This window comes from Vulcanisaeta sp. JCM 16159, from assembly GCF_001316265.1.
Classification (GTDB): Archaea; Thermoproteota; Thermoprotei; order Thermoproteales; family Thermocladiaceae; genus Vulcanisaeta.
In genome coordinates this window covers 79,630-104,319 of the sequence record NZ_BBDN01000009.1, presented here as the reverse complement: position 1 = coordinate 104,319, position 24,690 = coordinate 79,630, and the positions used below count along the sequence as shown (strand labels likewise).

Sequence of the window (24,690 nt, the reverse complement as noted above, 5' to 3'; positions counted from 1 at the left end):
GGGTGTCAGGCTGAGGCCGCCAGGCAGTCGGTAGTAGGTACGGAGGACGCACTCAAGGCGCTGCTCAACGCATTAAATAATGAGAGGCACCCAAGGGTTAGGCAAGCCATTGCGGAGGCCCTGGGCAACTTCAAAGGAAATGGGGACGTGGCTAGGGTACTTACGTCAATCCTTGAGAATACATCCGAGAGCTACTACGTCAGGTCAAGGGCTGCCCAATCACTCGGTAAGTTGGGAATTCTTGATTACGCAGGAGAACTCACTAAGGCCCTTGATTACCCAAGCCATAACTACGTAATAACCCAGGGCGCGTTACAGGGGCTTTCCGAGCTGGGCATCGATGAGGCGGTTGACACGTTAATTAAATATACGGAACTCGGTAAGCCAACCCTCGTTAGGATGGTCGCGACCCAATCCCTGGGAAAGTTCGTGGGCATTAGGAGGGTTTATGATAGGATTAGGGAGCTGCTTAAGGACCCGTATTACAGGGTTAGGTATGCCGCCGTGGCGGCCGTGGAGAGCTCCCTGGACCCGAGGTTCCTGGATATACTCGATGAATTAGCCAGTAGGGACTTGGATGCCGTATAAGGCGTTATGCGAGGGACGTTGTCAGGAAGATTAGGGAGCAAATGCAGAGGGGTGTTGAGTATGCGAGGTTGAGGGAGGAGATTGAGAGGATTAGGGAGGAGCAGAGGAGGATCATGGATAGGTTAGACAGAGTGGAGGCGAAGGGCTAACCCATGACTTTAGCCACATAGGCTATGTAATTACCTGACTTGGCCAATCTCTCCACAATGTCATAATTACCATATAGGATCTCCTCAAATCTCGACCTCAACTTCTTCGGCACAACAATCTGCAGTAGGCCGCCGGGTTTGAGGTGATCCTTAGCCTCAATTATCAATCTCCTATTTAAGTCGAGACCTGCCGTTATTGGTGGGTTTGAAATGACTGTATTAAACCTCTCACCCTGGACTGCGCTGTATAGGTCACTTAGTCGAACTTCCGCATTGTCCACCCTATTAATCTTAATGTTAATAGCCGCTAGTTTAACCGCGAGCTTGTTTATGTCAACCATGACCACCCTACCCCTCGGCGCTAGCTTCGCAGCCACAATACCGAGGACCCCATAACCACATCCCATGTCGAGTATGTCCCAATCATTCATTATAACCATGTTCTCAGCCAACAACCTAGTCCCCGCATCCACATCCTCACTCGAGAAGACCCCGGGAGCTAGCACGAAGGTCAATGGAAACCCCCTAATCACGGTATGGATACTCCTAACCCTCATCTCCTTAAAGACTGGTTCCCTATCGTAATAATGCATCAATACTCTAAAGACCCTTAGGGACAAGTCTTTTATCCCTTTCATTGGTTTCAGGAGGAACGGTTTTTAAGCACGCCATAACCCGTCATTGTTGATGAGGAAATCACTATTCATTGGCTACCTACTGATTTACGTATTCTCGGCATCATTTAATTACTTCTTCGTGAAATTCGGATTAAGATATGCAACGCCATTGGGCTACATGGCGATTAGGTACGCAATAGCCGGGGCCTGTTGGCCATGGCAGCTGCATTAATTAATGGGAGGTACTACGTAATACTGAACAGGGACCTAGCCTCCTGAGCCTATTCTCCTCATTAAGCACAGCGCTTTGGGCCTATGGCCTGGTTTACATAGACCCAGGATCATCAGCCATATTCGGCTACACAATGCCCCTATTCGCAATACCGCTATCGATCATACTAATCCACGAGAGACCAAGGACGCTTAACGTTATTGGGGCGGTTGTTGGGTTTATTGGCGTTATTATTTATGGTGCGTCCTCGATAATGAGGGGTGTCTCATTAATTGGTGCGTTGCTTACGGTGGTGAATGCCGTATTTTGGGCCTTGTACAGCATATACTTTAGGAGGTTGGGTAATAATGATGGGTTGATTGTCGTGTCCAACATGTTCATAGTTGGTTCAGTACTACTTGCCATAATGGGATTATTACTTGATGGTCCCAGGGCATTCACGAACATTGAGTGGGTGCCTGGATTCATCGGTAATTTACTGGGCACATCCGTGGTTGGTGGTGCAGTTCTGTTTCTCGTTTGGTACCTACTTGTTAATTCTATTGGGGTTGCTAACTCAACGCCGTATATATTCACAGTCCCTGCACTAACACTCGTGCTTAACTACTTAATAATGGGTATTCAACCAACCATGCCGGAGATTATTGGTTCGGCGGTGATGTTCGTCGGTATTTACCTCGCCTCGACCTAATCGTGACCCATTGGCGTACTAAAAATTTTTAAGTAATTAGCTTAAGCGGGTTCTTGCATGGCCACATTAACAAGGTCTAAGCAACCGAGGAAGCAGAGGAAGGCATTATTCAACGCGCCACTTCATATTAGGCATAGGTTAATGACAGCAAGGCTTAGTGAGGACCTACAGAGGCAGTACGGCGTTAAGAGACTGCCTGTTAGGAAGGGTGATACCGTGCTTATACTCAGGGGGGACTTTAAGGGCGTTAGGGGTAAGGTTGTCGATGTTGATTTGAGGAAGATGAGGATTTACGTGGAGAACGCGACCCTGAAGAAACCGAGTGGCGAGACCGTTTATTACCCAATACACCCGTCAAAGGCCATGATCGTTGAGCTTGACACAAGTGATAAGAGTAGGCTTGAGGCCATTGAGAGGGCTAGGAAGCAGCGTGAGGAGTACCTGAAGAGGCTTGAGGAGGCTAAGGAGGCCAGGGCGTTGAGGAAGCCTGAGGTCATTGTTGTTGGCCAGGGCGGTGGCAGTGAGCAGAAGCAACAGTAAGCCTTTAAATGGGGTTCCCCACGGTGATGCCTAATGCCCAGTAGGCACTTAAGGCGTTATCAAGCACCTGAGTGGTGGCCAATATCGACTAAGGAGCCGTGTGGGTTGTTAGGCCGAGCCTGGACCGCATCCATTGGCCAAGTCATTGCCGCTGGCATTACTCGTTAGGGATGTCCTTAGGTACACGAAGACTCTCAGGGAGGCTAGGTACGTAATTGGTAAGGGATTGATTAAAGTTGATGGTAGGGTAAGGAGGGATTACAAGTACCCCGTTGGTTTAATGGACATTGTTGAGATAGTACCAACCAATGAGGTTTACCGAATGGTTCCACACCCTACCAAGTTCCTATGGCCAATACCAATAGGCCAGGAGGAGGCTAGGTATAAGCTTTGTAGGATTGAGAATAAGACAATGGTTAAGGGTGGGCAAATACAGCTTAACCTGCATGATGGCAGGAACCTACAACTACCCTATGAGGAGGGCAGTAAGTACAATACGCTAGACTCAGTACTCATTGACATTAATGAGGATAAGATCGTTGATTACATAAAGCTTGAGCTAGGCTCGCTGGGGCTCATTGTTGATGGTAAGAACGTGGGTCACTACGGCAAGATAACCGAGATAATACAAACCTATAGGAAGAGGGGGTCCACTGTGAAGATTGTGACAGGTGATGGTAAGGAGGTCAGGACAATAGTGAATTACCTATTTGCACTGGGTAGGGAAAAGCCCTCAATAACAATAATGCCGCAACAATTAACGCAATCTCAATAAAATTTGACCACGATATTCATACTTGCGGATTTTCTAATGACCCTATTAATTAATGTTTTAGCAATATCAAGCTTTATTCTCTTTACATTATCGTCTCTCTTCACGACCCTGCCTGGATTAAAGCCATAAATCCTAATTTCCCTGGCACCCATGTAATAAGCAAGATAAACAGCCCTGTCGCCATCGGTAAACCCAGGGATCAGTAATGAACAACCCCTAGGCCATACCTGAACCGTAGGTAGTAACTTCCTAACTCTGGACGCGTACTTAGGGTAGTATGTAATGTTATCTCCGTGCGCATGACCAAGCACTAAGCAATCACAATCAATCAGTTCCTCAGGCACGAAGTCAAAGTCCGTAATAGCAATGTCAGGGCTTAGTCCCCAATCACGAAGAAGCCTAACCGAGTAACCCTCAACCACGATCAACAAACCATCATCACCAGGCCTTACCTCGGCTGGCGGCATCACTATATTAACCACATCCCACTGGAATTCCCTTAGATCACCATCATAGTTGCAAAAGCTGGGCGCCAGCTCAGCCGCCAGGTAATCATCCTTAAAGTTTAATTGTGGAAGCATTGCCATGTAGTAATTCCTAATTAACAACCACTCCATTGGGTCAAGAACAATGCCGCCACGCATTTTAACCTCGGTGTCTGCATTACATTAGCATGTTTATGCCAACGTCAATACCAACGTCCTTAGGTGTTAAGCCATACTTAACCTGGGTAAACTCCCTCCTAAACTCAATAACCTCCTTCCTAACACTACTTGGGTCCTCCCTCCTTATGAGGACCCGCGCCATGAATTCGGCAATAACCCTCATCTCATCCTTACCCATGCCAAACCTCGTCATCTCCTGAACACCAAGCCTAAGTCCACTTGGGTCTCTGAAGCCCTTGTCCCAGGGAAGCGCGTTCCTATTTACAATAATATTAGCCTCCTCAAGTAAAGCCGCTGTTTTCGTACCGCCACCAATCCCCGAAACATCAATAAGTACCTGGTGCGTTCTTGTGAAACCCCTGTTCTCAGCAACAACCCTGAAACCCACCGCATGTAATTCCTCTGCCAATGCCCTTGCATTATTAACAACCTGCTCTGCGTATGCCTTACCGAACTTCATCATTTCAATGGCAGTTACGGCAGTAGCGGCATACCTATGATGGTGATAATTAGAGGTTAGTCCAGGGAATACGGCCTTCTGAATCGCCTTAAATAAGTCCTCCCTGTTGGTAAAGATTACGCCGCCTTGGGGTCCAGGGAATGTTTTGTGGGTCGACGATGTCATGACATCAGCGCCCAAGTCAAGTGGATTTGGAAACGCGCCGCCAGCTATTAAGCCAAGCACATGGGCTGAGTCATGAAGTAATACCGCATTAACCTCATGAGAGATATCGAGAAGCTCCCTCACTGGATGTGGAAATAGGTATACAGAACCACCAAGTATCACAATCTTTGGCTTAACTTCCCTAATCAACTTAATGCTCTCATCAACATCAACGTTGAACTCATCATTATCCCATGGCAAATCCACAACCTTTAACCTGAAAGTTCCAGCGCGCCGGTTGTTTTATGGCTTATATGACCACCTGAGTTAAGTGGTACCGACACTATAGTATCACCGGGTTGCGCCAAGGCTGCATATACGGATGCATTAGCTATAGTTCCAGATATAGGTCTAACATCAACGAACTTGGCATGGAATAGCTCACCCATTAGATTTGCGAGGAGGCCTTCAAGTTTGTCAATATACTTAGTGCCTTGATAATACCTACTACCTAACGTACCCTCGGCATACCTGCCCTCCATATCATTTAAGTAAATGTACTCGGCCAGTGGTGACATTACGTTCTCGCTGGGTATGAGATTTATCGTCTCTAGCCTACGCCACTTGTTATGCATCTTCACTATACTTAATACGTCATTCAGGGCTGAGTCCGGGTCTAATGGCATTTACTAAGGTTTAACGATAATCTATTAAAGCTTTAGTGCCCTGCCCACTCGGCCTATTCTTAGGGTATTACGGAGCGGTGGATTAATTAATCTCTATAGTATGTATAAACATGATGTCTACTGTTAATAATGACATTAAGTTTCTGGATGTTGTAAAGGCTCTTGAAAGTATTGAGGCAACCACGCAGAGAACCGTGATGGCGAAGCTACTTTCAACACTCCTCAAGAAGACCCCACCTAACGTTATTGATAAGGTCATCTACTTCATACTCGGCCAGTTAAGACCTGACTGGGAAGGCGTGGAGCTCGGCGTCGCCGAGAAGCTCACCTTTAAGGCCATTTCTAATGCCACAGGGGTATCCGTTAAGCAGGTTGAGGATCTTTACAAGAGGCTTGGTGATGTTGGCGAGACGGCTAGGAGAATAATGAGTAGTAAGCCTCAGCAGGGTGGCGGTAAGTCAATACTTGAGTTCTTCGGTGGTGGGGGTGGTGAGGAATTAACAATGGGTAAGGTCTACGATACTTTAATGTCGATAGCCAGGGCGAGTGGTGAGGGTGCTCAGGATACGAAAGTTAAGCTCCTCACGTATTTATTTTCGAGGGCTAAGCCTGAGGAGGCTAAGTACATTGCCAGGTTCGTAATTGGTAGGCTGAGGCTTGGTGTTGCTGACATGACAATACTAGATGCATTATCAGATGCCTATAAGGTGTCAAGGGATGCCCTGGAGAGGGCTTACCATATTTATCCAGACCTTGGTTATATTGCGAAGATGGTTGCTCAGGAGGGTCAGGATGCCCTGGGCAAGATACACGTGACACCTGGCGTGCCAATACAGCCAATGCTTGCGGAGAGATTGAGTACGGCCACTGAAATATTGGCTAAGCTTGGTGGTACCGCAATGGTTGAGTATAAGTACGATGGTGAGAGGGCCCAGGTGCATAAGACTAGTGATGGTGAGGTTAGAATATTCAGTAGGAGACTTGAGAATATAACTCATGCGTACCCGGACGTTGCTGAATACGTTAAGGAGGCTATCGATGCCAGGGAGTTCATTGTTGAGGGTGAGATAATAGCTATTGACCCAGACACGGGTGAGTTTAGGCCCTTCCAGGAATTGATGCATAGGAAGAGAAAGCATGATATTAAGGAGGCTATGAAGGAGTACCCGGTTAATATATTCCTGTTTGATGTAATGTATGTCGATGGTCAGGACCTAACGAACCTACCACTCATTGATAGGAAGAGGAAGTTGCTTGAGATACTTAAGCCCAGTGAGTATGTTCACTTGGCAACGTGGAGGGTAATTAATGATGCCGAGGAACTTGATAAGTTCTTCCACGAGGCAATAAGTGATGGCTGTGAAGGCGTGATGTGTAAGTCCATTAAGGCTGACTCCATTTATGAAATGGGCGCCAGGGGTTGGCTCTGGATTAAGTATAAGCGTGACTACAGGAGTGAGTTGACAGACACGCTTGACCTAGTAGTCGTGGGCGCCTTCTGGGGCCGCGGTAAGAGGGCCGGCACATACGGAGCACTGCTTATCGCGGCCTACGATCCGAAGACCGATCAGTTCTACACAGTGAGTAAGGTGGGTAGTGGATTCACGGATGAGGACTTAGTAAAGCTTAAGCAGATGCTCGACCCGTATAGGATACCGCATAGGCACCCGAGGGTTGTCTCCAAGATGGAGCCTGACGTGTGGTTCGTGCCTGCCGTGGTCCTTGAAATAATTGGCGCAGAAATAACCCTAAGCCCACTCCACACCTGCTGCATGGGCGCCGTTAGGCCTGATGTTGGTTTGGCCATTAGGTTCCCGAGGTTTACGGGTCGTTATAGGACGGATAAGTCACCAGAGCAGGCAACGACCGTCGATGAAATACTCGAGATGTATAAGGAGCAGAAGAAGGTAAAGGTTGATGAGGGTGCCAATCCATAAAATTCATTGCTCACTGCCTTCCTCCTTCAATACCCTTTCTAGCATCCACCTCGCCGCCCTGATTATCTCCCTGAGTCTCTCATCACTTCTGTAATTCTTAATGACCATACTGACCACGTTATCACCATCAAGTTTAATCTCATAATTAAAAGCCTCCTCACGCCTTAATTGCCCATCCTTAACTAACTTATCATCCTCCTGCTTGAAGCCCTCAAGTATCTTATCCCTGAAGAACCTCCTGAAGGCCGTGTTATCCTTATTGAAGGGCTTTATTGGCTTAATGCTCACCCCGTTCTCATAGACCTCGACAGTACCCAATAACTCATTACCAACCCTAGACCTAATCTCCCTGGTCTCCACCAACTTACCAAGGTCCTGCGGCCTACTGACCAGTTCCGTGGCAGGGACTATTGACTGCGACTTAATTATACCGTCAATTACGCTCTTGATCTCATTCAATAGGTTAAGCTCTTCCTGAAGCTCCTTAATCCTACTGTCCAGTTTATCCCTAAGCTCAAGTAACCTCTTTACATCCACTGCATTATCCACGGTTAAGAATTAATAAGTCCAGTTAATAAAGCTACTCGTGAATAATAAACCAATAGTACTCTCAATAGGTCATTTAAACCTGGATATTTATGTGAAGACTGATGCGATACCAAGGCCCGATGAGTCTGTTGACGCATATGAGACATACATGGGTGGTGGGGGTTCCGCAGCTAATTTCTCAGTTGCCGTGGCTAGGCTTAGACTTGGTTCTAGATTTCTTGGGTCCGTGGGTAATGACCAATTTGGCGATATGTTGATTAAGGAACTGGAGACCGAGGGTGTGGACACAAGGTTCATTAAGCGTATTAGTCATGAGAGGACGGGCACCGTAATAGTCATTGTCGGCCTTGACGGCTCTAAACGAATGATTAGGTACTCAGGAGCTAACCTGGGATTGACACCCAGTGATGTGGACACTGGCGCTATGAATGGTGTCTCGCACATACATGTTGCCCTTGGTAGGACCGAGATAATCGAAGCCTCAAAGCGTATTGCTAGGTCCATGGGATTAACAATATCCGTTGATGGGGGTACGTCGTTGGCTAAGAAAGGGCTTGATGTGATTAGGGATGTGATGAATGATGTTGATATTTGGTTCATGAATAGCTTTGAAGCAAAGGAACTGGGTCATTCAGAAAACGTTGTCAGGGCCGCGGAGAACATAGCAAGTAAGGTTAGGGTTAGGGAGTTAATAGTTACTCTTGGTCCTCGTGGCGCATTACTTCTTAGGGATAATGAGGTTAAGTACTCGGACGCATTCAAAGTTCCCCCTGTGGATACCACAGGCGCTGGCGATACGTTCGCAGCCGCCTACGTCGTTGCCTCGATACTCGACCTAGACCCAATAGATAAGCTTGTCTTCGCTAACGCAGCGGCATCGCTTAAGGTCACAAGGAGAGGCGCTAGATCATCGCCTAGGTTAAATGAGGTCGTTGAATTCCTGGAATCCCTCGGTTACGCCAAACTAGCTAATGAGGTAATGAATAGACTTGGATCTACCTAATCAGCTAGTTTAGTAATGGAAAAAAACTTATATATGTAAGGAAACTACTGAGTATTAGGGTTAGGGGATTACCGTGTCTAAGGTTAATGTCCAGGTTAAGGTTAAGTATTGTGACGGTACTTGGTGCAATTTCCAGTACTTCAGGTGCGCCAAGAAGGCATTGAAGGTCGTTAGGCAGGGTAATAAGGTCACCACCCAATGCACGTTATTCGGTGGGTCCTGCATTGGCTATAAATGCCAGTACGCCGTCTGTGAGGCACACGTAATGGCTCCTGACGGTAGGTGCTACTTGATCTTAGGAATATGGAGGCTAAGGAGAGGGATATTGTTGAGGAGGCTAAGAAGCTCGATCAGCAGGCCTCGGTGATCAATAGGCATTTAAAGAAGCTTGGGCTTAAGGACTACATGTAGATCCCAATGATTAGAATAGTAATATTGACGGCCGGATTAGGCGAGAGACTTAGGCCCCTTACTTACTTTGTTCCTAAGCCATATTTACCGCTCCGTAGTGGTTTAATAATAGAACGCATAATAAATTGGGTCAGATCACAGGGTTTGGATTATGATGATATAATCATAGTAACTGCATACATGGCCGATAGAGTACTTTCATTATTGAAGGATACGTTGATTGGTGTCAAGTTTGTCGTTGCCGATCAATTACTGGGTACTGCTGGGCAGTTATGGTATGTGCAGGATTTGGTTGATGATAATGATGATGTTATTGTAATAAATGGTGATGTAATAACCAGTATATCCCTGGCAAAGGCCTTTGAGTATCACAGGTCGAGTAACGCGGATGTCACAATAATCTCGATTAGGTACAAGATAACCGCTAGGTATGGGGTACTTGATGTGGGTCCCGGTGGTGAGTTCAGGGGTTGGCTTGAGAAACCCACAATTACCTTACCAATAGTTGTTGGTATGTATGTTATGAAGGGTTCATTAATTAAGAGATTGAACAAAGAAAGACTCGATATGAATAAGTACATTGAGAATTTGCAAAAAAATGGGCCTAAGAGTCATGGTATTCCTATCAGATGGCGATTATGTAGACCTTGGGGTACCTCAGGACTACTTGAATTCGTTAGTATCGTGATCATTAATCAATAAATCAATGAACGCAACATATATAAAACAATAAAGTATATGAATTACCAATAATGTCCAGGGCTGTTTGTCCAGGGCTTGAAAGGACCGCAAGTGGTTATGTGTGTACTTATGCACAACGCCCAATTAATCCATTCCAGTGGTATTGCTTTGGCGATTATTTTGAGTGCCCAATATACGTACAGTACATGAAGACAAAAGGTGCGCAAGCAAAGGCTGAGGTCAAACCATCACAAACCGTTCAACCATTACAGCAAGCCCAACAACAAACGCAACAGGTAGTTACAGCTCCAGTTACAGTGACCACTACACGTGTTGAGACCACGGGTGACGCTGAGGACGAGTTAATTAGGAATAGCGAGACAATAATATCAAAGTTCGAGGGCAATGCTAAGGCACTTAATGATAAGTGGAAGGATTATGAAAACTCCGTGCAAGCAACCAGACAGAGCTGGGAGTTGGAGAAGGCTAGGCTAAAGAGATACATTATTATTCTTGAGAGAATTCGTAATAAGTATAGTGAGGATCTTAAGGAAATTGAACTCAGGAAGAACATGGGCCTTATTAACAATGATGCCTATAATAAGCTTAGGGACAGTATTCAGAAGAAGCTTGATAAGATTAGTGATAAGCTTAAGGAGCTAAACTCTAGGTATCAAGATGTTGAGACAACAATAACACAGCACTACAAGAGACTTTTGATGACTACGGTAACGCCCGAGGTCAGTAAGCTCAAGCTCTCGCTGGCTAAGCTTGAGGAGATGTATAGGGATGGTAAGATCAGTAAGGAGGTTTATGAGAAGCTGAAGGCCGAGATTGAGGGGGTGATATCATGAGCGAGGAGATGCTGAGGATCTATGAGGAGCTGTTAAGGCAGATTAATAAGACGTATGACAGTTATACAGAACAGGTAAAGCGTTTGAATAGTATGTGGTCTGATTACAAGACTGCGGTTAGTAATGTTAAGAGAAATTGGGACGCCGATAACATATTATTAGCACTTAGGGTAAATGAACTCAAGGCTAGTATTGATTCAATACGCGAAGAACTTGACATGCTTAAGGTTAAGAAGGAACTTGGACTTGTTGATGAAGAGGAGTACTCAAAGTTATCGACTGAATTAACAGATACATTAACAAAGCTAACTAATATGTATGATGAAGCTAAGTCTAAAATTGATGAAATTGATAAGGGCATTAAGGAACACTGGTTCAGGTCAATGGATGTAACATCGCTAACCACCGACCAAGTCGATAACATGATTAAGGAACTTGAGGATAGTAAGGCTAAGGGTGAAGTACCTGAAGATGTATATACCAGGGTTAAGGCGGACCTAGAACTTGTAAGAAGAGTTGTTCAAGCCCTAGCACTAATAAAGACAGAAACAAAATCCTAAATTACTAAATAATGCTCATTAGATTAAATACTAAATTTATTGAGATTTCATATTTTTATTTAATGCTGAGGAGTTTAGCCTATGTAATTTAACGGCCTCCTTATACGACCTTATTATACCGTATAGACCAATTATACCAACCACCGAGATCACCAGTAGGAAGCCTATGTCTATTGCGTCTAGGTTTGGTATTGGTATCCCGGTGCTTATTGCCCAGGCATCGATTTGTGGCAGGAAGATTATTAATAAGCCAACTAGGGCAAACACGATTCCTCCGTAATAAAGCGTTATTCCTGCTGTCTTCCTACCAACGTACTTAACCTCCTCCTCCGTGAACTTCTTAGCCCTTAGCAAACCACCAAATATTGCACCAAGTATTATCTGCATAATCATTGTGCCTATACCAAACATTAAGCCAGGCAATGGCGCATACCAAATGCTTGGCATCTGTGGAGCAAGCACAAACGTTATTATAGATGCGTAGGCGCCAAAACCGAAGCCCGCTATTAATCCATGTATAATGGTCATCTTTATCGGTACCTCCCTTGGGTGAGCCTCATGAAGCGGTATTCTCCTGGCCTCATTAGTGTGATGCTGGCGCCCACCAAGCAATACGTCAATTGGTAGATGGAAGTACCTGCCCTTCAATATGTATGAGCCCGCTATTGCCATTACCAAACCAACTACGAAGTAAACCGGGCCATCTAGGTTATACTTCATGTAGAAGTAGGCGAGCCCTACATAACCTAGCGTTGTTAAGAGGGCCCTCTGTATCGTGAAGCCTAGTGAGAATAGGAAGCCTGCCTTCATGCCTCCCCTCGTACTGTATTCACCAACTGCGTAGCTGAAGGTTATTGGCCATGTGTGTTCATCAGGTGTTATCCCATGAAGCATCCCTAGAAACAGGGACACTATCAGTATTTCAATGACGGGTAACTGGCTTGGCGGGTTTAGTAGGTAGTTTATGTTGAATATTCCAAGCCCAAGCACCACCATGGCCAGTGCAAGCAATATTAGATTTGCCGACTGTATTAGCCCAATTCCTGTTTTTGGTATCATTAGGGTTACCCTAAAGTTGGGATTAATAAACCCTTCTCCAGCACTCCGGCAGTTAGTTTTATAAATTGATATCGGATCAGTTATCGATTTAGAGCATGCCTAAAGATAGGTTAATTAGCAATTCTCGGGATAATGAGGTAGGCATGAGAGGCCTTTACACGTACATGAGTAATGAGAAGACGAGGGTTGCCCTATTCTCATTACTAGCGTCAGTACTAATAACCGCTATGAACATAACCGCATGGCTACTCACGAATTCCCTCGCCGTTCTTGCAGAGGCCATGCATACATTCCTTGATATTTTCGTAACAACAATAACGTTAATAGCCGTTAATGTAGGCTCTAAGCCTCCCGATAAGGAGCACCCATTTGGCCATGGTAAGGCTGAGAGTATTGGCGGACTTTTCGGCTCTTTATTCATAATCGTGGCTGGCATACTCATCGGTTATGAAAGTGCTGAGCGTATAATAACTAGGACGCCGTTTAGTCCTGATGTTATTGCCATAGTCGTTATGGCAATAGCGATAGCCATTGATGCAAATAGATCGAGGACATTAAGGAGGGTAGCGACTAAGTGGAATAGTAGGGCCCTTGAGGCTGATTCTTACCACTTCCTGAGCGATGTTGCCATTGAGGTTTCCGTCGTTGCCCTTATGATCATTGGCTTATTAATGGAGAGATTTAGAATCGGCTTATTTAATGAGTGGGGCACGATCCTTGATGCCCTGGTTGCCTTTGTAATAGTCATTTACTTCTCAATAATTGGTGCACGTATAATGAGGACCTCAATAGATGAGTTAATGGATAGATCCTCTGAGGAACTTACTAATAGGGTCGCTAACATAGCTAAGTCCGTGCAAGGCGTCGTTTCGGTGAAGGACATTAGAGCTAGGAGGATTGGTTCAATAGCGCATATAGAGGTTACAATAGGTGTTTCTGATCATTTAGGCATCGCTGAGGCGCATAGTATTGCTGATAATGTGGAGTCGGCGATAAGGCGTGAGGTTGGCCCATCAATAGTCATGGTCCACGTGGAACCCGAGCTCCGTGAAAAGATAGAGAGGGCACTCGCCAATGTCAGTGATCCGTTAATTATTAATATTCATGAATTGAACATTATGAAATCACAAAGCGGTGCAATAGTTAGTATGCACATGGTCATAAGGGGCGATGCCAAACTAAGCGATGCCGATAAAGCCATAAATGAGGTGAAGAATATCATAAGGCAGGTATTACCTAACGCCTTGGTTTGGGTTCACCTTGAGCCTGACATGAAGATCATAAATACGGATGATGTGAGAAGAATTGCTGATCTCGTTTGCTCTAAGTATGGTGGATATGTCGGCGATATTAACGTTATCAATATCGAGGGTGTTAACGCCATACATATTCTTGTGTATTTACCGCAGAATATGAACATTGTTGAGGCACATAATGTGGCCACCGAAATAGAGAGCGAGATAGCTAAGATCTATAGCATGCCTCATCATGTGACTGTTTCGGTACTACCCAATACCAAAGCCTTATAACCTATTGTCTATATCATAAGTATGATCAATGGTGCACAGAAAATTCGTGTTTGTATTCAATAGTATGGATGAAGCATTAACGTTCATAGAGGCAATTACTAATAAGATCAAGAGTAAGGAGCTGCTTATTCGGTATGATGTAGGTAATGGCATTAGGGTTTGGGTTTCAATGCAGGGTGAACCTCATGAAATTGAGCTTTACTCCATGGAGATTAAGCGTGCGTATAATGATATTAAGTTGATGAGAGGTAAATTCGGCGTCCGCACATACGACATATCACTAATACTTAGTAAAGCCAGGCTTAGTGCCGCCATGCCCATTGACTTGATAATCGACCTTCTCCACATTAAGGCATAAATGCCGAGCTAAATGGCTCTAAAATAAGAGTTGTTGGCGATATTAAGCTTGAGGACTTGGTAAATCTCGTTGAAAGAATATCTAATATCTATAATGAGTTAATTAACGTTGACGTATCCGCACAGGCCAAGAGAATAATCACGCTCTATTCATTATTAATGAATAGAGATATCAAGGATAGCATTAGGGATTTACTCGATAAAGGATTACTCTCTAGGTATGGCGATACGGATTTAATCGTGCTTTCCATGGATTATAAACACGCATTATCTAAATTACAAGAAATTACGGAGAGTAGGAGTAATGCATATTAAGAGGAATGTACTAATACTTGGCATTACGTAATGAGCAATAGTGAATATACCGGGCTTAAGGAATTACTATTGAAGCAGATAATTCAGCAATACATAATGAATCAATATCCCTGGGGGATCATAACAAGGCCACTAACACCAATGGCATTAGTTATACTATCAATAGCGTATGCAGTAACGGTTGCAATGCTCATGTTAAGCATGATGCAGATAGCAATGCTGATTAAATATGGTATAGTAAATTTAATGTATATGAGGGCACACGGCAATAGGGTTAATGAACGCGGTAAAGTCAATACCGTGCCGGCGCATAAATTACCATTCGTATCCATACTAATACCCATTAAAAATGAGAATATAATGACCATAGAAAGAAGTCTGCAGACCATAGCATCGCTTAACTACCCTAGGGAATTATTTGAGGTTTTATACATAAGCGATGACCCTGAGTATTACGTAAACAGCCTTACGAAGATAATAATCCCCATGTCACGTAGGCTAGGTATAAATGTTAAAGTAATACGCAGAACAGTTAATAAGGGCTATAAAGGCGGTGCCTTAATTACGGTATTAAGCATGCCAAGGGCGATGTAATCGCCGTATTCGACGTGGATACAATAATGCCCAGTGATTATCTTCAAAAGGCCGTGATCGCATTATTGAATGGCTATGACGCAGTTACTGCGGTGTGGAGAGGTTATTACACAGTTGATAATTCAGTTTCAAGACTTTTGAAATTCATGTATGACCTGTATAGCGATGTTTTCATAAGGGGTAGATTTCTCGGCAATGGTTTTCCAATAATAACCAGCAACAACTTGGTGATTTGGAGAAAGATCCTTGACCTTGTTGATGGATTCTGCGAATGCACAGGCGAGGACCTTAACCTTACTATCAAATTAAGGTCAAGGGGGTATAGGATAGGATTAATAGATTCCATTGTTTACAGTGAAGTACCACAGACATACCTAGCATTTAAGAAGCAATTTAGTAGATGGTTATTTAATGGCATTTGGAGCTTAAAGCATGATTTAAAACTAATACTAACATCTAGGGAAGTCACGATTTGGGAAAAGATAGATAGTATACTCTGGATGTTGCAGATCCCAAGTACGTCCTTTGTTCCCTTATCAATACTAATAACAATAGTATTATCAGTAATAGGTGTTTTAATTCCACCAATATCAATAACTCTTCTCGAGATATTAAACACCTCAATCTCAGCGATTTTAGGCATAATCCTACTGCTATTCTTTAAGAAAATGGGCTATAAAACTTGGGATTTTCTAACGAACATGGCAAAGGCAATTTCACTTATGATACTTATTTCATTTCCAATGCTTGTTTACTCAATAGAATCATTGATAACTGATGAATGGGAATGGATACCAACGCCAAAGGGACCGTCTCCTCACCATATGCGCATAGGTTCGTTTAAAGACTTAGTACATGAACTTTTCGCCATTTTAATTTTGGTAATAGCTATGGTAGTCCTCATCCTCTATAAGCAATTACTAACAACAATATATGTGCTAAGCATAATGTTAATAATGATGTATAGCCTTAGATTTACCATACCACAAAAAGCATTAGTTAAGCAATAGATAATAAGGGGATGCAGGAGCATTACGGTAGAGCATGGATATTATGTATGATGCAATAATAGTCGGTGCCGGACCGGCAGGATCTATTGCAGCCTACGTGGCTTCAAAACTTGGATTTAAGGTACTTATTATTGATAGATTTCGCTTTCCAAGGTTTAAACCCTGCGGTGGAGGATTAACCCAAAAGTCTATTTTATTACTAAGGAGCCTTGGCCTTGACTTAAATGGTGTAGTTAGGGATGAGTGCCGCAGAGTCGTTGTTATTAATAGTGCAGGTTCTTTCATCCTTACAGACAATGACCCAATAATAACCGTGGTTTCTAGAGACGAATTTGATAATTACCTACTATCCAATGCCCTGGAGCTGGGTACTGACTATATCGTAGATAGGGTGGTTAATGTTCGTACTAATGGAGACCATGTAAATGTCATTGGCATGGATAACACGTATATCGGTAGATACGTAATAGCGGCTGACGGTGCCAATTCCATAATTGCCAAGTACCTTGGCAATGACATAAGGAGAAATGCAGCAATGGCATTTATGACCATAGCACATGGGAATTACTTTGATAATATATGTGTAATAGATATGACGAGAATTAAGTGGGGCTACTCATGGATATTTCCGAGGAGTGGTGGTGAATATGATATTGGTATTGGTTCGATACATTGGGATAACTATAGGACTCAATTAATTAGGTATGTACATGATGCTGGATTACGGGAAGGGGAAATACGTGGTCATCCTATACCGATTAAACCCCGCGAAAGAATAACCTCTAAGCGCATAGTCCTAGTTGGTGATGCTGGTGGGTTTGCAGATCCAATCACGGGGGAGGGTATTTTCTACGCCATGTATAGTGGCGCCTTGGCTGCATTGGCATTAAAGCATTCAAGCAACCCAACCGAGTTCGCAAATAATTACCTAAGGACCATTAGGCCATTAATTAAAAACTTGTCATTGGCATATTACTTATCACTAGGCACCTATGGGATTGATCATTTAGTTATGGGAAGGCTCGGCTTGAGCGCATTCTCTGTGGCCAGTACCAGGAATTTGATAAAGAAGGTAATGAAGGGAGGTACTTGGTACCATCAAATGCCAATTTCCATCATTAAATTCTCAATATTGAAGGGACCTCGATTAATGCTCGAAAAAAATACTGCACGGATGATTTTTAGATTATTAATAGAGGATAAAGCCCCGTTATTCCTCAGATTCTTCTTCAAACCCTTCAGTTCCCATTTCCTCAGTGCCCTCTGGCGATTCCTGCGAAGACTCGGTTCCTCCCTGTGTAACCTCAGCTACAGCGTATGACCTACCAACCCTCGTTATCTTAACCTTAACCTTATCCCCTGGCTTTGTATTGGCACAAAGATCACGAAACCCTTCACCCTGGCTATACCGTCACCTCTCTTAGACGTCTCCACTATGCTTACCTCTATTACATCACCAACATTTACTGGCTTAGGACCCCGTGGACCTCTACCCCTACCTCTTTGAAAGTTTCTCCTTCTCGGTCTTTCGGACTCGGACGTAGTAACCGCCTTACAAGTGATGCTGTGCGAGAACCCCTTTATAAATCATTCTGGTTCAATATATTTAAACCACCTCACTAGTGTAGGCATGTGATGAACACCTCTGATTAGGACTCATGACTGAGCCAAGCCCCAGACTGAGTGGTTCATTTCATAATTGCATAAGGTATTACGAAACACCAACGATATTGAGCGATTCACCATCGAGCAGTATTACATGAGGCTCCGCTGCACTATAAGGACCGGCCCTAGACGTGAATATTGTCAAGACCTTATTCCCATGGTTCCACTTATAACCCCGTGGTGTGTATTCGTGGCCTCGAATAATAATCCTCAACCCACTGCTATTGAGAAAGTTTTCCGTTAATACAGGCCCAAATACGTATGTACCTGGTCCTCTAATAACGTTATGTTCATAGTACTTAACTTCATCTGATGGGTCGTTCCATAGCAATTGGAATGTTATTTCATTGCTAGGTATTTCGTCGGGTTTTGGTAATTTAGCTATACTATCAATGCTAATGTTGTTTATGGGCAAGCCCCCATGCACTAGAAAGTACTTATCATTTAGGATAACTGATATGGGCATTTGCGCAAATACTTCCTTTAACTTATCATATACGTAATCACCATCATAATGCCCAAACTTTCTTAGTAATTCCGTGTAAAAACCATACTCGTAATTCGTCAACGGTGATTCATGATTACCCCTCAATAATATGGCCTTATGCTCAAGAAAAAGCCTTAACGCAAGGTATAGCGTCTCTATTTGATGCTCACCCCTATCCACGTAGTCCCCAAGCATTATGTAAATCCACTTATCCGGTGAATAGTTATTTATTATTCGTAATAGTGTATCCACATCACCGTGTAGATCACCGATGATCACGGCCTTATCAGCCGTAATCCTGAGCAATGGCTCATACGTACTAAGTTCACCATATACCCTATCAATATTCTCCTTAAGGAATCCCTTAATTGTTAGGATATCCACATTATAACGTACTAATATGGAATTTAAATAAGTTATACCTAAGTTCAGGGACTGGTAATCGACGTAGTGACGATCAAAATCAGTTGATAAGTTTTTAAATTTTAATTTCAATCATTAATTAAATGAATGCGCTTGAGATACTAGTGAGGATTAGGAAGATAGTTGAGGATATGGTTAAGGAAACCTTCATAGTAAAGGCGCTCAAGGAAGGCTCAATAATGTCACTCAGCACGGAAGACATCATCAATTTATACCCATATAATGCATACGACTATCGCGTTGATGGCAAGAACATAGATTATATAATTACTGAGGATTCAGTAACACTACTTGCCGACCTTGCCAAGATAAATAATTGGTCTATTGATAACATTAAATATGCGGAATTCAATGACTGCTTGTCAATAAGCGTTAATGAGGGCGTATTATCAGTAACGTGTAAGGATAAAACAATACGTGAGGGAGAGAGGGTTGCGTATGTCGACAAGATGCTAATGAGGAGGTATGGTATTGAAATTAAGTTAAGGAACATTAATGGCGAACAAATAGCACCGCTTGAGAAGTTATTTGAAAGACTAACAAGCATAGATGTGGAGAGCTTAATAACATTGCCCATATACTTCGTAATAAACCCAACGCATTTAGGTCTTGATGTCCTAGCGGATACCTACATATACCTCCTGACCAAGGGCTTGAATAGGGTGCCCACGAATACTGACGCTGCCGAATACTTAATAAATAATAATAAATTGAACGATAATTACATCAAGGCGTACGTACTGAAGGAAGATATTGACATGCTTAAGGAGTACTTCGACATCAAAATTGACGAGAAAGACCATACCACTGAGTATTTAATAAATGGCGAGTATGCCCTTACTGTATCGACCGTTCAAGGAAGTATTAATCCTAACCTCCTCAAAATAACCTGGATTAATCTAGAAACACTTAAGATTAATGGTATTGGAATAAACCTGATTGACTTAGGAAGCACCAACGTGCTTGATTGCTCAGAGATGCTCATTGAGAAGATGAAGCAGGAATTCCGCGGAATTCTATAGTACTACATTGCCATCATTAAGTACCCTACTTAGCGCCGAATCGTTATTACCACTCAACCTCCTAAAATTCCTTAATACCATACCTGGGGTTCTCATTATTGGTCTAACATAGTCAATACCAATCCTTTGCGCAAAAGCCCTTAGTTCATCATCACGATACTCAATGGCAACCCTAGACGCTGAACGTAAAAGCATTATTAATGGTTCAAGCATCTCTAAATCATTACTCACTAACAACGGTACTGTTAGTGTAACAACTATGGTACCATTGAACCCCAATAACTTATTGACGAAGCCCTGGGCAATCTTAGGCACTGCAAACGCGGCATCAATATCATCAACAAGAATTACCCTTGCGTTTGAATCATTATGGCAATCAATAAGCTTTATAGACTTAAGCCCAAGCTCATTGTATGAGTTTACATAGGCCACCGGTATCCCTAACTTCCTTAGTCTATTCATTATCGCCAATAATGCCGTAGTTTTGCCACTGCCGCTCTCTCCTGTTATAACCAAAGCTCTTTCTTTCCTCATTATTTTATCCACAGCCCAATTAATGATCTCCTTAATCGATGCGCCAACCAATGAATCCTCGTTAACCCTTCCACAATTAATTACGTAATCATACATCAATTACCAGTAATTATACGAAATAAAATTATCATATACTTACAATAATCGATAATTCATTAAGAATACATGAATAATATAGTTAGGACGAGAAAAGGTATATTCTATGGACTACTCCATCCGAGACTGACGGTATTAATAATCACGTTATGCCCAGGCAATATAATAAATACAATGCCTTCAGCTGGAATTTACCTCATATCTAAAGAACCACCTGCAATTGATGAAGGTTATGAATAGGTTAGATGTTGGTGAGAGTACGTTGTTTGTGTTTAAGGAATTGAAGATGAAGTTAAAAGTGAAGCCAGTAGTTCGTTGATGATTAAAGTATTAATTTTAACAGGGTAGACCAGCACTACATGGTTCTGGCAGGTTTTTCATAGTGTTGACCCAAGAAAGGCCCCTGCAAAGAAATCATTTAAATAGACCGTACCTTGGGTTAAATCAATGGCCCTTAAAATCGCTGTTATTGGGTGCAGGGGTTTTGGCCGGGTTCACCTAAATGCGTTGTCGAAGTTACGTAATAGGTATGGGTTAGATATCTACGTGTTTAGCAGGACTGAAGAGTATGCGAAGGATTGCTATAGGGAGTATGAGGCGAGTGGATACTTTACGAGGTATAGCGATGTGCTAAGGTCTAATGTCGATGTCGTGGATCTCGTGGTTAGCCATGATGCGCACATGCCAATGAGTATAGCCGCCCTTGAGGCTGGCAAGCACGTGATGCTTGAGAAGCCTATAGCGAGAACAATCGAGGAGGCCATGAACGTTATAAACATAGTTAAATCAAGCGGTAAGAAATTCATGGTCCTAGAGAATCATTTCTTCGATACATCAGTATGGAAGGCCAGGGAGCTAATGAGACAATTGGGCAGGGTCTCAATGATAGTAGTTAGGAGCTTCAGTATAACTCGCCAGGTGGTTGGAGGAGGATTAGGGAGTTAATGGGTGGTGGTGCACTTATTGATGGGGGTATTCACTACGTTGATACTCTGTTAAACCTTGGTGGTGATTATACGGAGGTTAAGTTAGTATGTGCGCACGGCTTTGCTGGACTTGAGGGTGAGGACATTAGTGTATCAATATTTAGGTTCAGGAGTGGCGCTGTGGGTGTCCTGCTTTATTCCTGGTCGTCGCCAGGCGGTGATAGGCACCGGCCTTCGAGATCTATGGCGAGCACGGCTTCATAATGGAGGATCCAAGTAGTCGTGTCCCTGGTAAGCCGTACGGCGATTTACTAATAAGTATTGATGGTAGGCAGGATAAGGTGGTTGTCGAGAAGGTTAATACTGTTGAGAGGGAAATCGAACTCTTCATTCAATCAGTGCTTAATAATACCGATGTCCCAATGCCGCCTGAGATTGCACTACGTGATTTAAAGGCCGTGTTAGACGCGTATAAAAACTGCGGTGAGTTAAGTATGGGCTTTCAACCAGTTTAGCACATCCTCATAAACCGCCTTCTTATTCAACTCATTTAGTATTTCGTGGTACATACCATCGTAGATCCTCATCACCTTATCACTAACCCTTAATTTACTGAATACCTCCTGGGTGGCCCTTGGCGGTACCACCTTGTCCTCACCACCATGCATCATCATTATGGGTACCGATATGTTATCAATGTACTTCCACACCTCCCTTGATGCCTTAACGAGCTCATGCAGCATCCTTACTGTGGGCTTCTTAAAGACGAGCGGGTCACTTACGTACTCCTCTACGACCTTCTTATCATGCGTTAGAAATTCGGGATTTATTGGTAGACTTAACCTATACCTTGGTGATAATGCGTTTAGCAACGATAACATAAACCAGGAACCAGCACTTACACTTACAATCGCCGCCGCGCCACTTGTTATGGCGGTATGCACACCCTTGCTAATCCTACCTAAGTAATGAAGGACTATTAAGCCACCCATTGAGTGCCCAAATAGGAATACTGAGCCAAAGCCTGTCTTCTTGAGCATGGACTCTATGAAGTCCTCGAGATCATTTAGAAATAAGTCGAAGCTATCCACGTAACCAAGGTCCTTAGGGCTTGCCGTCAATCCATGCCCCCTTAGGTCCTGCATGCATAGTGAGTATCCGTTACTTGATAGGTAATTACCGAAGTCATTATACCTACCGCTGTGCTCTGCGAAGCCGTGAACCCCAATCACAAGACCCAACGGCTTATCAGCCAACCAACACCTATAATGCACATTAATACCTGTACTAAGCCGAATCTTCTCCTCAACCCTCTGAGGCATAATTGATGCTTCATTGCATGCTTTTAAGGGTATAAAATAAATAAATTACTTACTTTGACAAGCATTCTATAAATCCATGGATAGTGTCCTCGGAGATCTTTCTAACCAAGGAATCAATGTTCACAAACCTACCCACCAATTGAAGAAGCCTACCCAGGCTTGCCGTAGCATCCCAATCAACTTGGGAACCACTACCTGTTGCATTAACTCTTATTGTCAATAATATACTTATTGCGCTACCCGCAGCCCTACCATCAACCCTGTACTTAACCTCATTTCCTGACCACCTAATCAGCTCCACAACTGCGTCAGTAGTTATTCTCCTCAACTCAGCAATTGGGACCTCATTGCCAAGGTCGACCCTAAACCTGGCCCTGACCTTCTCCTTATCAATTACTTCGTGGTTAATTATATTAGGTATGCAGGTAATCGCCCTAGGTAAGTCCGTAATGAAGCCTATCACATCGCCGGGCGCCTTATTAATAGTGAATGACCCATTATAATGCAATTCGCTACTCATGTAGACCACCCAATCAATGACCTACTCCTATGGACTATGTGGTGCAGAATTAACGTTAATGATGCAATTAAGCCCCTCTCCTCATCAATAGTTCCCTCGAAGGACTTAACTATTGATATTGTTTCTTGATCCAAATCCTTAATATCAGAACTTGGATTGGCTCCAAATAGCGTGTGTTCCTTAGTCCTTGAGGCCTTACTAACGCCTAGAAACTTCGAAACTTCATCCGCCAACCTCTCTCCAACCAACCTACCTGTTGTGAATTTACCACCAATTACCGAGACCAAGTTCTTTGGTCTCTCATGCCTCACTACCATGAAGTCCCTAGTCGCCTCCCTCCCTGTAACCCCCGGCATATTTATCAAGGGTCTAACCGATGCGTAAGCCCTAATAACTGGTTCCCTGGCCAATGCAGGGACCATTTGGGAGCCCTCAGATGTTAGGAACTCAATATCGTCCTTACTTATCGTTAAATTGTCAGGATCATCCACAATGACGGCGGTCGTCCCCATAATCGATACGTGGCCGTAAGGCACGAGTATGTCACCATCGGATGGGGGTCTCATCCTATTAATGACCCTCCTCGCAAGCCTATGCCTATAAACGACCATAACACCCATTGTTGGCATGATATCAACGTTTATACCGGCCATACCAGCTACACGTCCAGCCCAGGGACCTGCTGCGTTAACGAAGACCTTCGCATTCACACGTTTAATATCGCCTTTAGCCCCATCCCTAACCACCGCACTTGTTATTTCATCACCATTGATATTAAGGCCTACGACCTCGGCGTTTTGAATAACCAACGCACCCTCTATGTAGGCAGAAATAGCTGCGCTAATTAATAATTCCCTCGCATACACGACCTTATCGGGAACCTCAATTACAGCCTTAACCTCAGGGTTTAGGTTAGGTTCCTCCCTAACCGCATCCCTAGTATCGATGATTTTATAATCGATGTTAGCCCTCCTTAAACCACTAATGAACTCTTCCTGGAAGTCCAGGTCGTCCTTGGTAACCGCCACAAAATAACCGCCAGTATCATCAACCACGTGAGGGGCTATCCTGGCAATGATTTTATTCTCCTCCGCGCACTCAACCGCGGCCTTTGGGTCAGTAACCACGTACCTAGCACCACTATGTAACAGACCATGCATTTTACCCGATGTGCCGCCACCAATTACTCCTTTCTCGAGGAGTACTACCTTCAATCCCCTAAGTGCAAGGTCCAATGCCGTGAATACACCATTAACTCCACCACCGATTATAGCCACATCAAACTCCAT

General features: G+C 43.6%; 27 protein-coding genes and 4 pseudogenes. 20 read left to right on the top strand and 11 right to left on the bottom strand.

All coding sequences use genetic code 11. The annotated features are described in order from the left end of the window. On the top strand, positions 1-588 hold a 588-nt coding region (locus tag JCM16159_RS09860), incomplete at its 5' end, for a HEAT repeat domain-containing protein (RefSeq protein ID WP_243666542.1). Positions 589-733: 145 nt separating this feature from the next. On the opposite strand, the gene JCM16159_RS09855 is transcribed toward JCM16159_RS09860, so the two are convergent. Next, a complete protein-coding gene (locus JCM16159_RS09855; protein WP_243666541.1) occupies positions 734-1,375 on the bottom strand; it encodes a class I SAM-dependent methyltransferase in 642 nt (213 codons plus the stop codon). Positions 1,376-1,424: 49 nt separating this feature from the next. Here JCM16159_RS09855 and JCM16159_RS16755 point away from each other — a divergent pair, with 49 nt between their 5' ends. The 4 genes and pseudogenes from JCM16159_RS16755 to JCM16159_RS09840 all read left to right on the top strand — a co-directional run bounded on the left by JCM16159_RS16755 (position 1,425) and on the right by JCM16159_RS09840 (position 3,592). Then, complete coding sequence (locus tag JCM16159_RS16755) at positions 1,425-1,586, top strand: hypothetical protein (protein WP_243666540.1); 162 nt, start codon at positions 1,425-1,427, stop codon at positions 1,584-1,586. A gap of 43 nt (positions 1,587-1,629) precedes the next feature. Further along, positions 1,630-2,277: a DMT family transporter gene (locus JCM16159_RS09850; RefSeq protein ID WP_367834443.1), complete on the top strand. Its 648-nt coding sequence runs from the start codon at positions 1,630-1,632 to the stop codon at positions 2,275-2,277. Positions 2,278-2,334: 57 nt separating this feature from the next. Next, positions 2,335-2,703: pseudogene (rplX, locus tag JCM16159_RS09845) on the top strand (50S ribosomal protein L24); the annotation flags it as partial. Between the two features lie 147 nt (positions 2,704-2,850). Beyond that, positions 2,851-3,592, top strand: a pseudogene (locus tag JCM16159_RS09840) (30S ribosomal protein S4e). Here JCM16159_RS09840 and JCM16159_RS09835 read toward each other — a convergent pair. After that, positions 3,586-4,236 carry a hypothetical protein gene (locus JCM16159_RS09835; protein WP_054857706.1) on the bottom strand — a complete coding sequence of 217 codons (651 nt, stop codon included), beginning with the start codon at positions 4,234-4,236 and terminating at the stop codon, positions 3,586-3,588. The pseudogene JCM16159_RS09840 and the gene JCM16159_RS09835 sit on opposite strands and share 7 nt — an antisense overlap. 19 nt (positions 4,237-4,255) lie before the next feature. Next, positions 4,256-5,547, bottom strand: a pseudogene (glyA, locus tag JCM16159_RS09830) (serine hydroxymethyltransferase). 134 nt (positions 5,548-5,681) lie between these two features. Here glyA and JCM16159_RS09825 point away from each other — a divergent pair. Next, complete coding sequence (locus JCM16159_RS09825; protein WP_054857714.1) at positions 5,682-7,484, top strand: ATP-dependent DNA ligase; 1,803 nt, start codon at positions 5,682-5,684, stop codon at positions 7,482-7,484. Between the two features lie 3 nt (positions 7,485-7,487). Here JCM16159_RS09825 and JCM16159_RS09820 read toward each other — a convergent pair whose 3' ends face one another. Then, positions 7,488-8,033, bottom strand: coding sequence for a hypothetical protein (locus tag JCM16159_RS09820; protein WP_054857705.1), 546 nt, complete (start codon positions 8,031-8,033; stop codon positions 7,488-7,490). Between the two features lie 37 nt (positions 8,034-8,070). Between JCM16159_RS09820 and JCM16159_RS09815 the strand changes: the two genes are divergently transcribed. From JCM16159_RS09815 to JCM16159_RS09795, 5 genes are all read left to right on the top strand, one after another. Beyond that, complete coding sequence (locus JCM16159_RS09815) at positions 8,071-9,036, top strand: carbohydrate kinase family protein (protein ID WP_054857704.1); 966 nt, start codon at positions 8,071-8,073, stop codon at positions 9,034-9,036. A 282-nt stretch (positions 9,037-9,318) separates the two neighbouring features. Continuing rightward, a complete protein-coding gene (locus tag JCM16159_RS19280; protein ID WP_367834439.1) occupies positions 9,319-9,447 on the top strand; it encodes a hypothetical protein in 129 nt (42 codons plus the stop codon). A 6-nt stretch (positions 9,448-9,453) separates the two neighbouring features. Continuing rightward, a complete protein-coding gene (locus JCM16159_RS09805) occupies positions 9,454-10,149 on the top strand; it encodes a nucleotidyltransferase family protein (protein ID WP_054857703.1) in 696 nt (231 codons plus the stop codon). A gap of 50 nt (positions 10,150-10,199) precedes the next feature. Beyond that, positions 10,200-10,982, top strand: coding sequence for a hypothetical protein (locus JCM16159_RS09800; RefSeq protein ID WP_054857702.1), 783 nt, complete (start codon positions 10,200-10,202; stop codon positions 10,980-10,982). Further along, positions 10,979-11,542 carry a hypothetical protein gene (locus JCM16159_RS09795; RefSeq protein WP_054857701.1) on the top strand — a complete coding sequence of 188 codons (564 nt, stop codon included), beginning with the start codon at positions 10,979-10,981 and terminating at the stop codon, positions 11,540-11,542. Before JCM16159_RS09800 ends, JCM16159_RS09795 begins: the two co-directional genes overlap by 4 nt. 36 nt (positions 11,543-11,578) lie before the next feature. Here JCM16159_RS09795 and JCM16159_RS09790 read toward each other — a convergent pair whose 3' ends face one another. Beyond that, positions 11,579-12,517 (bottom strand): hypothetical protein, encoded by a 939-nt coding sequence (locus JCM16159_RS09790; RefSeq protein ID WP_054857713.1) that lies wholly within the window; start codon positions 12,515-12,517, stop codon positions 11,579-11,581. Between the two features lie 227 nt (positions 12,518-12,744). Here JCM16159_RS09790 and JCM16159_RS09785 point away from each other — a divergent pair, with 227 nt between their 5' ends. From JCM16159_RS09785 to JCM16159_RS09770, 6 genes are read left to right on the top strand one after another with little or no spacing between them, the layout of a single operon-like run. After that, on the top strand, positions 12,745-14,130 hold the full coding sequence (locus JCM16159_RS09785; RefSeq protein ID WP_243666538.1) for a cation diffusion facilitator family transporter: 1,386 nt from the start codon (positions 12,745-12,747) through the stop codon (positions 14,128-14,130). A 28-nt stretch (positions 14,131-14,158) separates the two neighbouring features. Beyond that, positions 14,159-14,488: a DUF2067 family protein gene (locus JCM16159_RS19275; RefSeq protein WP_367834438.1), complete on the top strand. Its 330-nt coding sequence runs from the start codon at positions 14,159-14,161 to the stop codon at positions 14,486-14,488. Next, positions 14,485-14,802 carry a DUF2067 family protein gene (locus tag JCM16159_RS19270; protein WP_367834442.1) on the top strand — a complete coding sequence of 106 codons (318 nt, stop codon included), beginning with the start codon at positions 14,485-14,487 and terminating at the stop codon, positions 14,800-14,802. The genes JCM16159_RS19275 and JCM16159_RS19270 overlap by 4 nt, the downstream gene beginning before the upstream one ends. A 30-nt stretch (positions 14,803-14,832) precedes the next feature. Continuing rightward, complete coding sequence (locus JCM16159_RS16750; RefSeq protein ID WP_243666537.1) at positions 14,833-15,396, top strand: glycosyltransferase; 564 nt, start codon at positions 14,833-14,835, stop codon at positions 15,394-15,396. Between the two features lie 14 nt (positions 15,397-15,410). Then, the gene (locus JCM16159_RS16745) at positions 15,411-16,406 is read left to right on the top strand and encodes a glycosyltransferase (RefSeq protein WP_243666536.1); all 996 of its coding nucleotides are present in this window, start codon (positions 15,411-15,413) and stop codon (positions 16,404-16,406) included. Positions 16,407-16,440: 34 nt separating this feature from the next. After that, positions 16,441-17,727 (top strand): geranylgeranyl reductase family protein, encoded by a 1,287-nt coding sequence (locus tag JCM16159_RS09770; protein ID WP_243666535.1) that lies wholly within the window; start codon positions 16,441-16,443, stop codon positions 17,725-17,727. A 14-nt stretch (positions 17,728-17,741) separates the two neighbouring features. On the opposite strand, the gene JCM16159_RS19265 is transcribed toward JCM16159_RS09770, so the two are convergent. Beyond that, positions 17,742-17,840, bottom strand: coding sequence for a hypothetical protein (locus JCM16159_RS19265; protein WP_367834437.1), 99 nt, complete (start codon positions 17,838-17,840; stop codon positions 17,742-17,744). 277 nt (positions 17,841-18,117) lie between these two features. Then, positions 18,118-18,942, bottom strand: a complete 825-nt coding sequence (locus tag JCM16159_RS09765) for a metallophosphoesterase (RefSeq protein WP_054857699.1) — start codon at positions 18,940-18,942, stop codon at positions 18,118-18,120. A 122-nt stretch (positions 18,943-19,064) separates the two neighbouring features. On the opposite strand from JCM16159_RS09765, the gene JCM16159_RS09760 reads away from it, so the two are divergent. Further along, positions 19,065-20,003, top strand: coding sequence for a hypothetical protein (locus JCM16159_RS09760; protein WP_054857698.1), 939 nt, complete (start codon positions 19,065-19,067; stop codon positions 20,001-20,003). Here JCM16159_RS09760 and JCM16159_RS09755 read toward each other — a convergent pair. Then, positions 19,998-20,633, bottom strand: coding sequence for an AAA family ATPase (locus tag JCM16159_RS09755; RefSeq protein WP_054857697.1), 636 nt, complete (start codon positions 20,631-20,633; stop codon positions 19,998-20,000). The genes JCM16159_RS09760 and JCM16159_RS09755 overlap by 6 nt on opposite strands. A gap of 69 nt (positions 20,634-20,702) precedes the next feature. Between JCM16159_RS09755 and JCM16159_RS16735 the strand changes: the two genes are divergently transcribed. Continuing rightward, positions 20,703-20,873 (top strand): hypothetical protein, encoded by a 171-nt coding sequence (locus JCM16159_RS16735; protein WP_243666534.1) that lies wholly within the window; start codon positions 20,703-20,705, stop codon positions 20,871-20,873. Between the two features lie 207 nt (positions 20,874-21,080). After that, positions 21,081-22,074: pseudogene (locus tag JCM16159_RS19260) on the top strand (Gfo/Idh/MocA family protein). Here JCM16159_RS19260 and JCM16159_RS09745 read toward each other — a convergent pair. The 3 genes from JCM16159_RS09745 to JCM16159_RS09735 are packed head-to-tail and all read right to left on the bottom strand — an operon-like array spanning position 22,048 to position 24,690. After that, a complete protein-coding gene (locus JCM16159_RS09745) occupies positions 22,048-22,881 on the bottom strand; it encodes an alpha/beta hydrolase (RefSeq protein ID WP_054857696.1) in 834 nt (277 codons plus the stop codon). The pseudogene JCM16159_RS19260 and the gene JCM16159_RS09745 overlap by 27 nt on opposite strands. Before the next feature lie 49 nt (positions 22,882-22,930). Next, entirely contained in the window at positions 22,931-23,401 is a 471-nt protein-coding gene (locus JCM16159_RS09740; protein ID WP_054857695.1) for a CoxG family protein, read from the bottom strand. Beyond that, positions 23,398-24,690, bottom strand: coding sequence for an FAD-dependent oxidoreductase (locus JCM16159_RS09735; protein ID WP_054857694.1), 1,293 nt, complete (start codon positions 24,688-24,690; stop codon positions 23,398-23,400). The genes JCM16159_RS09740 and JCM16159_RS09735 overlap by 4 nt, the downstream gene beginning before the upstream one ends.